Genomic DNA, 13,101 nt, shown 5'->3' with positions numbered 1-13,101 from the left:
CTCAGCCAACACCCGCTCAAACAGCTCAATCGCCTCACCAAAACGCCAACAGAGTCATAAGCGACAGCCAGGTTGTTGCGGACGGTTAACGTATCAGGGTGATCAGCCCCCAACACACGCTCACGCTCAGCCAACACCCGCTCATACAACTCAATCGCCTCACCAAAACGCCCAGCAGACTTATAAGCGCCAGCCAGGTTGTTACGGGCGGTTAACGTATAAGGGTGATCAGGACCCAACACCCACTCACGCTCAGCCAACATCTGCTCATAAAACTCAATTGAGTCCTCACGAGAAAATACACCAATCTTGATTTGATCCCAGGATTGGTTCTTCCAACCGTACTCATTTGTGGTAGTAGCTACCACCCGCAAGCCGTCACCGCGCGGAACTAAACCAGTGAGATCGTTAATATCTTCAACATTATCAAAGACAATAAGTCTGTCAGTGGCGTTGGCAGACTTGAAATAATCAAGACAACGATTGATTAACTGATCCTGAGTAGGTTCATCACTTCGATCAATTGGAAGCCGCTGAGCGAGTTCGGCCAAATCACTTTGTACAGATTCTCTAGAGGCTGCGTTAATCCAGGCAACAAGGCTCCATCCCTGCTTCTCACACTGTTGTGCAAGGTCAGAAGCCAACTGCGATTTACCGCAACCATGCATCCCAACCAAGACTAGTCGCAGCCGAGGGTCTTTCTTTACTCGGTTGTACAGTCGTACCTGTTCTTCACGCTCAATATAATAAGAGTCAGCAATATCTGGGCGTCTCCCGAAAATAACCGATTCTTTGGCAGTGTTTTTCAGAATTTCAGCAACCTTATTGGTAAGGTCTTTAAGTGCCTCGATCTGGAATTTTGGTGACCAAGGCGCAAGCTTGACATACTCATCAACCGCAGCCTCAACAAGTTTATCAAAATAGGGCTCAAGTCGAGATTCAATATTTTTACGCCGCTGCCCAATATCACCCTGAAGTACCTCAGAGAAACTGTCAGGATCGTTTACAGCTAAAAAGAGTAATTCATCATTTTCAACAACTTTATTGAAAATAATCTCAACCTCAGTAACAACACCCCCTAGCTGCTCCTCATCAATACCCTGATCACGACACTCCTCATACATGCCGCGAGTCTTTTCCGCCAGAACTTCAGCAATCTGCTTAGCAAGTTGGTCATCGGCATCACCGCCACGGATCTTCCACCAAGACAGAATGCCGAATACTTCTTTTGCAACCCCGACAGAGTTAGCTTCTGTTGCGTAGTCATTAGCTTGCAGAAGTACCTTAACTAAAGACGCACCAACGCCTAGCGTCATCGGAAACAAAGGATCAGCCATATCTGCATATTACAAGCTCAAATACATCTAGGGCGGGTGTTTTCACCAGCGTTTTTGCCCGAAATTGAGTCCAAAGAAGGCTAAGCGCAGCATTCCGGGGAAAACTGCATGATAAGTTGTTAATAACTTATACATGAGGGTAAGACAAGCGTTGCCCGGGGCGATGAAAATCGCCCCGGGCAACGCTTGTTTGGTTCAGTTTCAGCGCAGCTGCGTGCGGCCAGCCGGGTTATGGCTGCGGGCCAGCCAGCACACAGCCGCACAGCTGGCCGGTTTAAGCCGGTTTGGACCGCGCAGCGGGCTGGGCGGTTTAAGCCGGTTTGGACCGCGCAGCGGGCTGGGTGGCTAGGCGGTTAGCTCGGCTGCGACTAGCTCAGCAAGCTGCACGGCGTTTAGGGCCGCGCCCTTGCGCAGGTTGTCGCCCACCGCGAAGAAGGCCAGGCCCTTACCCGGCGCGGCGGCCTGGTCAGCACGCAAACGCCCCACAAAAGTGCCATCACGACCCGCGCCGTCCAACGGCGTGGGCACCTCCACGTAGGTGACGCCCGGCGCGTTCTCCAGCAGCTGGCGGGCCTGCTCCACACTGATTTCACGCTCAAACTCGGCGTTAATAGCTAACGCGTGCCCACTGAAAACCGGGATACGCACACAGGTGCACGACGCCGCCAAGTCCGGAATCTGCAAAATCTTACGTGACTCGTTGCGTAGCTTCTGCTCCTCATCGGTTTCACCCGAGCCATCACCGGCGTCGCCACCAGCCCAAGCCACCGCATTAAAAGCAATCGGAGCCACATAAACCTGGGGCTGGGGGAACTCCACCGCACGGCCATCTAACGCCAGGCCCTCAAGGTTCTGGCCTACCACCGCACGCACCTGGCCAGCCAGCTCGCTCACGCCAGCACGCCCAGAGCCCGAAACCGCCTGGTAAGTAGACACCGTCAAGCGACGCAACCCGGCGGCGTCGTGCAGCACCTTAAGCGCAGGCATAGCGGCCATAGTGGTGCAGTTAGGGTTAGCGATAATGCCCTTGGGGCGCTGCGCCAGAGCCTGCGGGTTAACCTCGGCCACTACCAGCGGCACCTGCGGGTCTTTACGCCAAGCCGAAGAGTTATCCACCACCACAGCGCCAGCGGCCGCAAACTTGGGGGCGTACTCGCGCGAAGCAGTAGCGCCGGCGCTAAAAATCGCCACGTCAATGCCGCTCAGATCAGCCTTGGCCACATCCTCCACAGTGATGTCCTGGCCGCGCCAAGTCACCACGCTGCCCGCGCTACGCGCAGAAGAGAACAGACGCAGGCTCTTAACCGGGAAGTCACGCTGATCCAGCATCGCGCACATAACCCGGCCCACCTGGCCGGTAGCTCCCACTACCGCAACGTTCACGCCGTCGGCCACAAAAGCCGGCTTAGCCGCACCCGCAGCCTCATGCGAGCAGCAGCCGTGCTCGGCAGCCTCGCCCGCGCCGTCCACCTGACCCGCGCCGTCAGCCTGACCCGCGCCGTCAGCGTGGCCCGCGCAGCAACCCTGATTTAGCTCACTCATCGACCGGTACCTCCATATACCACGGCTTCAATCTGATCAGCATCCAAGTCAAAAGCGGTGTGAACAGCACGCACAGCGTCATCTAGACGGTCGTCGTCGACAACCACAGAAATACGGATCTCAGAAGAAGAAATTAGATGAATGTTAATACCCGCCTGGAACAGGGCATCAAACAGCTTGGCGCTCACCCACGGGTGCGAACGCATACCAGCACCCACCAAAGACAAGGTACCCACATTGGGGTTGAACTGTAGATCAGAGATCCCCAGCTCCTCCTTGGCGCCAGCTAGAACTTCCTGCGCGGCGGCGGCGTCACCCTCAGGGATAGTTAGCGAAATGTTGGTGAAGCCGTTGCCGGCCGTGGCCACGTCCTGCACGATCGTGTCAATCTGCACCCCGGCGCCAGCCAGAAGCGAGAAAATGCGGGCAGCGAAGCCAGGCTGGTCACGCACACCCACAATGGTTAGCTTGTCGTTGCTGCGGTCATGCGCAATTCCGGAGATGATAGGGGCTTCCACGGTGTCTTCCTGTTTGGAGGTGTGAATCCAGGTGCCTTCCTTGTCTGAGAAGGAAGAGCGTACGTGCAAGGGCACGTGGTAGCGCCGCGCGAACTCCACGGCGCGTAGGTGCAAGATCTTGGCGCCGTGCGCGGCCAGTTCCAAAGTCTCCTCACTGGAGATGGAGGTGATGCGCCGGGCGGTGGGAACAATGCGCGGGTCGGCGGTGAAGAGGCCGTCGACGTCGGTATAGATTTCGCAGACGTCCGCACCCAGGGAGGCTGCCAGCGCCACCGCAGTGGTGTCTGAGCCGCCGCGACCTAGCGTGTTGACATTGTCAGTGTCGTAGTCCAGGCCCTGGAAGCCGGCCACGATTGCCACGCTGCCTTCCCTCACGGCGCGCGCCACACGTTCGGGCACCACACCCACAATGGATGCCTGGCCGTATTGGCCATCGGTGCGCAGACCCGCCTGGGCGCCGGTGAAAGCGGTTGCGGAAACGCCAGCCTCATTGATTGCCAGGGCCAGCAGACTCATAGAAATACGTTCGCCGGCGCTGAGCAGCAGGTCCATTTCGCGGGCGGGCGGGTTGTCAGTTAATTCCCCGGCCATATCCAACAGTTCATCTGTAGTGTCGCCCATGGCGGAAACCACTACTACCACTGTGTCGCCTGCGTTGTGGCGTTCAATCACCCGTGCGGCTACACGGCGCATTGCCGCTAAATCCGCAACGGATGAACCTCCGTATTTTTGCACTACCAGGGCCATAAAGGTCCTTTCTGTTTTTAGCCTGCGCGTAGCGTCTTTTTGGCGTTACTCAACCCGGCGCCGACCTTCAAAAGCGCGACCGAGCGTGATTTCATCAGCATATTCCAGATCGCCGCCCACCGGCAGACCGGACGCCAGACGTGAGACAGGCACGTTCATGCTGGTCAGCATACGTGCCAGGTAGGTTGCTGTGGCCTCCCCCTCGATATTTGGGTCAGTGGCAATGATTACTTCTTGCACTTGTGGGGTCAGCCGGGCCAATAGTTGGCGCACCCGCAGCTCATCTGGGCCGATGCCGTTGAGGGGGTCAATGGCGCCGCCTAGCACGTGGTAAAGGCCCCGGTATTCGCGGGTTCTTTCAACGGCGACGACGTCTTTAGGCTCTTCCACCACGCAGATTAGCCCCTGGTCACGGCGCGGATCACGGCAGATATTGCACTGCTCTTCCTCCGAAACGTTTCCGCAAGTTTCACAAAAACGTACTTTGGCTTTTACAGCGGTTAGGGCTTGGGCCAGCCGGTTTACGTCGGCGGCGTCGGCGCCAAGGATGTGGAAGGCGATGCGCTGGGCTGATTTGGGGCCGATCCCCGGCAAGGCGCCTAGTTCGTCGATCAGGTCTTGTACTGCGCCTTCGTAAATGGCGGGCACTTACGTCTCCTTGGGTTGTTATTGGCAGCTAATGGGGTGTGGGGCTGTGGTTGATTGCGCGAGCCGGTGGCTAGGGCCGTAAGCCGGTAGCTGGACGTGCGAGCTGGCGGCTGAGCGGCTGGGCCGACGGTTGGAGCCGCAGGCTGACGGCTGGGGCCGCGCTAAGCCAGCAACTCGCGCCAGGCATCGATTGCAGCAGTGCCGCGCCTTTAACGCTCAGATACGTCTTTAGCGATCATCTGCCCGCACGGTTACTTCTTCAATTACTTTCGCACCCAGCAGGCGTTTGACTACTTCTATGCCCACGGCGCCGGATTCGTCTGCGTCCGCGTCGTCCATGGAGGGCATGTCTTCTTCATCGTCGACGACGCCGCCCGCGTTAGCTGCGGCCCTGGCAGCGGCGATGGCTTGGGCCATGCGGCTGGAGGCACCCGGATCGGGTTGCCAGCTGTGGGCTGCTTCTGGAGCCGGGGCTGACTGTGCTCCCGCATTGGGTAGCGAGGGCAGGGGGTGCAGGCGGTGGACAGTGGCTAGTCCAGGCTCTGGCGCTACCGGCGTGTAGTTGTCTGGCGTGGGAATCGGGGCGGCCTCCCAGGTGCTTTCCCAGGTGTTTGCACTGGCCGCGCCATTGGAGGGGTGGTTGGCGCGCGAGGCAGCCAGGGCCGCAGCGGCTGTGCTGGAACCAGCTGAAGCCATAGGAGTGGCTGGCGCTATTGGGCTAGCTGGCGCCAAGTGGGAGCTGGCTGAAGCTGCACTGGCGGCTGCAATTGCGGCGCTGCCTGCGGTTACTGTTGCCAGGCCAGAGCTTGCGCCGCCTGGCACGGCATCAAACTGGCCTCTAGCTTGCCCTTCATCCTGCGCCGGGCCACCAAAGTAGACACTGTCTTGCGTCTGATCAAACTGGCCGCCACCAGCCCAATCGTCCTGACCACCGGCCTGTGTGGAGCCAGCGGCTTGCGGGCCACCCATGGTTTGTGGACCATCCGTGGGGCCACCAGCGGGGATGCTAGCAGGATCACCAGCCCGAGCCCCGGTAGGGACGCCACCAGCGGGACCACCCGTGGGGACGCCGCCAGCAGGGCCACCCATGAGGGCGCCGCTATTTGATTCACTGGAGGCCTGGTCTACCGGCGCCTCAGCGCCGCCTGGCCCAGCACTACCCGAGTTGGGGATTTGCACTACTTCCCAGTCTTCATCCCAACTGGCTGGAGCCGGTTGGTCCCAAGCTGAAGGGGCCGCCTCGCGCGCCGGAGTAGCTTCACGCCGAGTCGGCTTGGAGCGCTGCGCAGGGCGCGAGTCTGCGCGCTGAGATTCCGAGCGCTGCGCAGGCTGCGATTGTGCAGAGCGTGATTCTCGGGGCCCTGCGCCCCCAGCCCCTGGGTGCTGGGCGCGTCCCTGCACCTGCTCTGTCTGGCCGCCTGCCGTCTCATTGCCACGGCCTTGGCGGCCGCCTACATGAGTGGCGCTAGCTGCACTAGGTGGATAGGGGGCTGAGCCGGGCTCAGCAACCGTTGCTGCTTCGCCGTCGCTAACTGCCTGAACCTGCAGACGCAAACCCAAAGCTTCATACAGTGCCCCGGCCACCACCTGCGGGTGACGCCCAGAGTTAAAGCTGCGCACCAGGCCCGGCGAGGCGAAAATCAGCGTAAAAGTCTCGCCCGACACCTTGCCCGGCTGCGCATTAGCCCCCACCAGGGCGTTAGTCACGCGGCTAGCGGCCTTAACTTTGGCCAGCACTTCGCCCCAACGGTTACGAATCAGCTCCGACGGCGACGACGAGCCAGCCCCCGGCCCCTGGGCAGGGCGGACAGCCGCGCTATTTGCCGCCTGGGCAGCCGAGCGGGTTTGCGCAGCGGATCCAGCAGTTGCAGGTCCAGCCCCTGCGGCAGAGCGCGCCGCAGGCGCGCTGGAAGCTGCACTAGCAGCACTAGGACCAGCCGGAACGCTGGGCGTGCCCGGAACACTGCCCGGAACGCTAGGGGCAGCTGGGGCGTTGGGCGCCACTGGCACATTCATGCCAACGCCTCCCCCGACGCCAGGCCCACTTGGGGCCTCAGCAAGCACTGGAATTGCCATATTTGCGCGTTGCAAAGCAGCCCGCGCCGCCTCACGGCCAGAGCCCTCCGGGGTGCGCCCCGAACCCACCGAGGCGCGCCCGGCGCCATCTTGACCCTGGGCCCCAACCACACCCTGAGAGCCACCACCAGGCAGGGAGCGCGGCGCCGTCGTCGGCTGGGCCAAACCCACCACCAGCAGGCGGGCCATCAACAACTCAAGCTGCAAACGCGGGCTAGTAGCCCCCACCATGGTGCCCAAGGCAGCAGCACACATGTCCGCACAGCGAGACAACTGTCCAGCTCCCAAAGCGCGCGCCTGCACCTGCATCCGCTCCAGCTGATCCACCGGCAGCGAACCCAAAGCCGCCTGCGCCTGATCCCCGGCCACAGCCAAAATCAGCAGGTCACGCAGACGCTGCAGCAGATCCTCCACAAACCGGCGCGGATCGTGACCAGAGGAAACCACGCGCTGCACCACCTCAAAGCAGGCGGCGCCGTCGCGGGCAGCAATCGCATCCACGCACTGATCAAGCAAAGAAATGTCAGTGAACCCCAGCAAACCAATGGCCTGCTCATAATCAACTTTGCCGTCAGAGCCACCAATTAGCTGGTCAAGCACCGACAAGGTGTCACGCACCGAGCCCCCACCAGCCCGCACCACCAGCGGCAACACCCCGTCGCCCACCTCAACCTTTTCGCTGTGGCAAAGCTGGCGCAAATAGTCCTCCAACACCGGCGGCGGCACCAGACGGAAAGGATAGTGGTGGGTGCGCGAGCGAATAGTGCCAATCACCTTCTCAGGCTCGGTGGTGGCAAAAATGAACTTCACATGCGGCGGCGGCTCCTCCACCAGCTTCAGCAAAGCGTTAAAGCCCTGATTAGTGACCATATGGGCTTCGTCGAGAATAAAAATCTTGTAAGTATCCCGGGCCGGTGCAAACGAGGCACGTTCACGCAGCTCACGGGCGTCCTCCACGCTGTTGTGGGAGGCGGCGTCAATCTCCACCACATCCAGTGAGCCACTGCCGCCGGTAGCTAAATCCACGCAGGAGGGACACACCCCGCAAGGAGTATCTGTCGGCCCCTGCTCACAGTTGAGACAACGGGCCAAAATGCGAGCACTAGTGGTTTTACCGCAGCCACGCGGCCCGGAGAACAGGTAGGCGTGGTTAACGCGGTTCGCACGCAGAGCAGCCATCAGCGGCTCGGTCACGTGCTCTTGACCAATCACCTGTTGAAAAGTGTCGGGGCGGTAGCGGCGATACAGAGCAGTGGTCACAGCTGAACTCTAAACGCTTTGCTAATCCCAAGCACGCAGGCTCGACGCAATAGCGCTGCAGCGCTACCGTCTAGCGTAATCCGTCCGCCGCGATCGACGCCTAAAAGGGCAGCAAAAACCCCTCGCGCACCCGCCAGAGCCCGCTTACCCTTGCTACCTTCCGGTCCTGGGGGAGTTCACGAGATAACGCCACACGAGGGGCACGCACGACTATAGCCCATTAAGGCCCCATAACAAAAGTCAACTTTTTAGCGCGCCCTGCCCCGAGCGGTAACTTTAGCCAGTTAATCTAGGGCCATGACTCCAGCTTTCTTCTCTTTCGGTCGCCATCGTAGGCACAATTCCGACACGTCTGCGGAAGAGAGCTACTTCGCCACAGATTCAAGCGATACCAGCGCGCCCACCGAAACTGACGCGCCCCTATCGGCGCATTCGGGCGCCTCCCACTCCGCGAGCGCCACCTCCCCCGCTTCAGTTCCCGACGCCGCCTCCGCAGCTGGTTCTGCCGGTTCTGCCGGTTTTTCTGGCTCTGGTAAGCATTCTGGCCTTGAGGTAGACCCCACAGACTTTTCGGACGGCACTGACGCGGACGACGTCGTCGCCCCTTTAAGCCTGGATGAAACCCTAGATATTGCCATTAAGTCCTGGCGGGCTGAGCTTAACGCGCTGGGGGAAGTAGCTAGCCTTGACGATGTTAGCTTCCTGGATGCGGCGGTTATTGACTTAACTGACGGTCACCCCACGGGCTTGGCGCAGCTTTACGGCGGCAGCACTACACGCCTGCGTAACCTGGTGCGCGAAAACGCCTCTCTGAGTGTGGCGCAGCGTTCTTTCAACGCCCTGGCTACCCGCTCGCACCAGCTACAACGCCAGTTTGGTCAGGCTGCGGTGCATTTGGCGTTGGGTGTGGCTGAGTTTAGTGAGCAGGTGGGTGACGGCCCGGTGCGCACGGTTAACGCCCCGATTTTGCTGCGTCCGGTGCGGCTGAGCACTGACACCGCCCAGAGTGCGTTGACCTTGGATTCTTCCATCACGGTTAACCCGGTGCTGGTTAAGGCCCTTAAGGCTTATGGCTGCAAGGTGGATGTGGAAACTATTGCTCGCGCTGCTATCAGCCCTGGTGGGTTCACGCCGCGCGCGGTTTTGACCCGGATTGCCAGTTTGGGGCGCGAGTATCTGCCCGGCTTTGAGTATCACGAGCGCCTGGTTGTGGGTGCTTTTGTGCACCCGGGCCAGAGCCTGCTGGCTGACTTTGAGGCGGTTATTCCGCTGCTGCGCACTAACCCGCTGATTGCCGCCGCTTTGGGGGACGATCATGCCCGCGCCGCTTTGCATGTTGATTTGCCGCCGGCGATCCGCGCGGATTTGGACCCTGACTATGAGCGCGGCATTGGGGATCTAGACACTTCCCAGGCCTATGCCATTGAGGCTGTGGGCACGGGCGCCCAGCTGCTTTTGGATGCCCCGCCCGGGGTGGATGTGCCCGCGACTTTGGCCGCTATTTTGGCCGACGCCGCCGCTAGTGGCCGCCATGTGCTGCATGTTCCAGCCTCCGGGGCTGATGGGCGGGCTGTGGCGCAGGTGCTGCGCGATGCTGGCCTGTCTGATTTGGTTTTGGATTTAACTGTCGACGGCGCTTTTAGGCGTCACGCTTCGGCCTCTATCCGTGAAGCTATGGGCGTGAAGGTGCCTGAGGTGGATGTGGAGGCTATCGCCACCACCCGCGCTCACCTGGTGTCTTTGCGTCGTCGGATGCAACGCTACGCGGACGCGCTACACAAGCGCCGTCACCCCTGGAACGTGTCGGTGTATGAGGCGCTAGATGAGCTGGTGGAGCTCACTAGCGGCGATAACCATGCGTGCACCCGTGCCCGCATCAGCTCTGCGGGCCTAGCTAACCTTGACATGCAGGGTTTAAGTAACGCCAACAAGATCCTCACCCAGGCCTATGACCTGGGGATACTGGATAAGGATCGGCCTGCTAACCCCTGGTCGCAGGTGCCGCTAAACAGTGCAATTATGGCTGAACGCACCGTCTCTAAGGTGCATGAGCTGGCCACAGAGCTACTGCCGCTGGTGCGTGAACAGATCAGCTCCGCCATCACCCAAACTGAGCTACACCGCCCCTTGAACCTGAGCCAGTGGCATGAGCAGCTGGCCATGCTTGACGGGGTACGTGAATCCCTAGACGTGTTTGTGCCCGAAGTTTTTGAACGCTCCGCCGCAGACATGGTGATCGCCACCGCCACCAAGCAGTGGCGCCGCGACAAGCACGTAGAAATGAGCGGCTCTGACCGGCGTCGTTTCATTAAACAAGCCCGCTCTCTGGTGCGCCCGGGCCGCCAAGTCGAAGACCTGTACTCTGAGCTGGTACTAGTGCAGCGCCGTCGGGAACAGTGGCAGCGCTACTCTAGCGAAGGGGGCTGGCCGCGCCTACCGCTGGGGCTAGACGAAATGGAGCGCGTCGCCGCCCAAACCGAGCAGATGCTCTCTGAGCTGGCGCCGCTGCTGGAGGGACCAGCTGAGGGCATGGACCTGATGGAAATGCCCATCATGAAACTGCACTCGATGCTGCGCGAGCTGGACACTGAAGAAGCCAGCGCCAAAGACATTCCCCGCATCAACAGCATTGAGCAGCAGCTAGAACACTACGGCCTAACCGACCTGGTGGCGGACCTGGCCCAGCGTCAGGTACCCAAGCAGTACCTGGAACAAGAGCTGACCTACTGCTGGTGGTCCTCCATCCTGGCCCACTGCCTAGCGGAAGACCCCGACATGGGTGGCCTAGACACCACCGCCCTCGCCAACCTGGCCTCCCAGCTGCGCCAAGCCGACATCAACCAGGTACACACCCTGGCCGCGCCGGTAGCCCAGGCCTACGCCATGCGCGTGCGCCAAGAGGTGGGGGCAGACAAGGAACAAGCCCGCGCCCTGTACCGAGCCCTGGGCCGCAGCGACAACGCCTCCCTGCGCGACGTTTTGGACACCTACCCACTGGCCAAAATCATCAAGCCGATTTGGATTGTGCCGCCCTCGCTGGTGCCCAGCGTGCTTAAACCCACCACCCAGGTGGATTTGGTGATCATTGACGCCTCCTACCCGCTGCCATTAAGCCAGGTAGTGCCGGCTTTGGCGCGCTCGCGGCAACTGGTGGTGGTGGGTGACTCCCACGCGGTTGATAACGGTGTGGCTGGGGTTTTGGCGCCGGTGCTCCAGCACGTGCAGCTGTCCACCACCCGCCACAACCTGGACCCGGAGATTGCCCGCTTTCTGGCTGCTAATGGTTACGCCGACGTGATTGACGTGATCCCCTCCCCGCCGGGGGCCCAAACCCTGACCCTGACTGCGGTTGATGGGCGAGGCACTCCCGCCCCGGGCCGCAACGAGGTGGAGACGGTACGTGCCGAGGTGGACGCCGTCGTCGATCACATTATTGACGCCGCCCTAACCCGCCCGGAGCAGTCCCTGGCTGTGGTGGCTCTCAACTCGCGTCATGCTGAGGCGATCCGCGCGGCGGTGGCGGCCGAAACTAACGGTTCTCCCGCCCTGGAGGAGTTCTTTAACGCCGACAAGTCCGAGCCGTTTGTGGTGGTGGATATCAGCCAGGCTTACCGTCTGCGCCGCGACCACATCATTATTGCGGTGGGTTACGCCAAGACCCCCAACGGCTCCCTGGTGCACTCCTTCGGGCAGCTGTCTACTCGCGACGGCGCCGGCGGGCTGGTGGCGGCGCTGTGTGCTTCGCGCGGCACTACCACTGTGGTTTCTTGCCTGAGCGCGGCCGACATTGACCCTTCGCGCCTGCATGGGGCTGGGGAGCGTCTGCTGCGTCAGCTGCTTGAGCGAGCCCAGGTGGGTCCGCTGCCTCTCGACGACGCCGGTAAGGCCCCTGACCGCCTGCTGCTGGATCTGGCTTTGCACTGCTTCCAGATGGGCCTGTCTGTGGTGCCGCGTTACGGCACGGATGGCCCCGGGGCGATCCCGCTGGCTGTGGGCCACCCAGACTACCCCGATGAGCTGCTGGTGGCGGTGCTTACCGACGACGAGGCTTATATGGATGAGCCTTCGGTGCGTATGCGTGAGCGCTACTGGGTGGAGCGTCTGGAGCGGCGCGGCTGGACCGTGTACCGGGCCTTTAGCGCTGGCGTGTTTGTGGATCCTTCCGCTGAAGCTGAGCGCATCTGCCAGTTGGTGCTCGACATTGTTGATAAGCGTCAAAGTGTCAGCGACGACGGCGAGGCGGTTCCGGAGCTAATTAGCGACGACGGCGACTCGGCGGCAGCCGGATATGGGGCTAGTGCTGGGCTTGGGGCTGGGCTTGGGGCCGGCGCGGCCGGTGGGCTTGCCGGGGCCGGCGCTGGGCTTGGCAGCCGCAGTGGCCACATCACCGGGGCTGGGGCTGGCGCTACCGGGACTGGCACGGCCGGTGAGCGCCCGGTTCCTCCCCCGCCTGGCCTCTCTTCCAGCGCCGCTGGCGTTAACGCTGCTGGTAGCGGCGCCGATCAGGGCGCTAGCGCAGCCAGCGCCCACAGTGCGACTGCGGCCAGTGCCCACAGCGCGGCCACAGCCGGGCAGGGTTCTGAAGGAGCTGGCCAGGGCGCCGTCGGCACCAATGCGGCTGGAGCCGGAGACGGTGCTGGGGCCGGCAACGCACGCGAGCGTGATGTGCGCCCGCCGATCGCCCAGGGCTTGCCGCTACAGGCCTACAGTGACGACCAGCTTGACGATCTGGTGTCCTGGATCCGCTCTGACGGCGTCGAACGCAGCGAGGATGAGGAAGTGGAGCAGCTACGCGAAACCCTGGCCCTCAAGCGACGCGGCACCACCGTGGACGCAGTGCTACACCACGCCGTCAAGCGTGGCCGCAGCTGAGCCACCGCGACATAAGCCAACCGAACTGCATCGGCGCGGCTGCGCCGCACTTTCCACAACTGAGCCGGCCCGGTTGCATCTGAGTTAAACTCAGCCGCAAC

General features: G+C 61.4%; 6 protein-coding genes and 1 other RNA gene. 1 reads left to right on the top strand and 6 read right to left on the bottom strand.

The features are described 5' to 3' along the window. From HMPREF0045_RS07435 to ffs, 6 genes are all read right to left on the bottom strand, one after another. Positions 1 to 1,337: tetratricopeptide repeat protein (locus HMPREF0045_RS07435; RefSeq protein WP_005987016.1), on the bottom strand; the 1,337-nt coding region annotated here is incomplete at its 3' end. Positions 1,338 to 1,682: 345 nt separating this feature from the next. After that, a complete protein-coding gene (locus HMPREF0045_RS07425) occupies positions 1,683 to 2,879 on the bottom strand; it encodes an aspartate-semialdehyde dehydrogenase (RefSeq protein WP_005987014.1) in 1,197 nt (398 codons plus the stop codon). Next, a complete protein-coding gene (locus tag HMPREF0045_RS07420) occupies positions 2,876 to 4,144 on the bottom strand; it encodes an aspartate kinase (RefSeq protein WP_005987012.1) in 1,269 nt (422 codons plus the stop codon). Before HMPREF0045_RS07420 ends, HMPREF0045_RS07425 begins: the two co-directional genes overlap by 4 nt. A gap of 45 nt (positions 4,145 to 4,189) precedes the next feature. After that, entirely contained in the window at positions 4,190 to 4,792 is a 603-nt protein-coding gene (gene recR / locus HMPREF0045_RS07415; protein ID WP_005987010.1) for a recombination mediator RecR, read from the bottom strand. Between the two features lie 228 nt (positions 4,793 to 5,020). Further along, positions 5,021 to 8,128 carry a DNA polymerase III subunit gamma and tau gene (locus HMPREF0045_RS07410; protein ID WP_005987008.1) on the bottom strand — a complete coding sequence of 1,036 codons (3,108 nt, stop codon included), beginning with the start codon at positions 8,126 to 8,128 and terminating at the stop codon, positions 5,021 to 5,023. Positions 8,129 to 8,241: 113 nt separating this feature from the next. After that, positions 8,242 to 8,331: signal recognition particle sRNA small type (gene ffs, locus HMPREF0045_RS10200), an RNA gene on the bottom strand. Positions 8,332 to 8,425: 94 nt separating this feature from the next. Between ffs and HMPREF0045_RS11155 the strand changes: the two genes are divergently transcribed. After that, entirely contained in the window at positions 8,426 to 13,000 is a 4,575-nt protein-coding gene (locus tag HMPREF0045_RS11155; protein ID WP_005987006.1) for a DUF4011 domain-containing protein, read from the top strand. The last annotated feature ends 101 nt before the right edge of the window (positions 13,001 to 13,101 follow it).

This window comes from Actinomyces graevenitzii C83, from assembly GCF_000239695.1.
In the GTDB taxonomy this organism is placed as follows: domain Bacteria; phylum Actinomycetota; class Actinomycetes; order Actinomycetales; family Actinomycetaceae; genus Actinomyces; species Actinomyces graevenitzii.
This window is presented reverse-complemented; position numbering and strand designations above follow the sequence as displayed.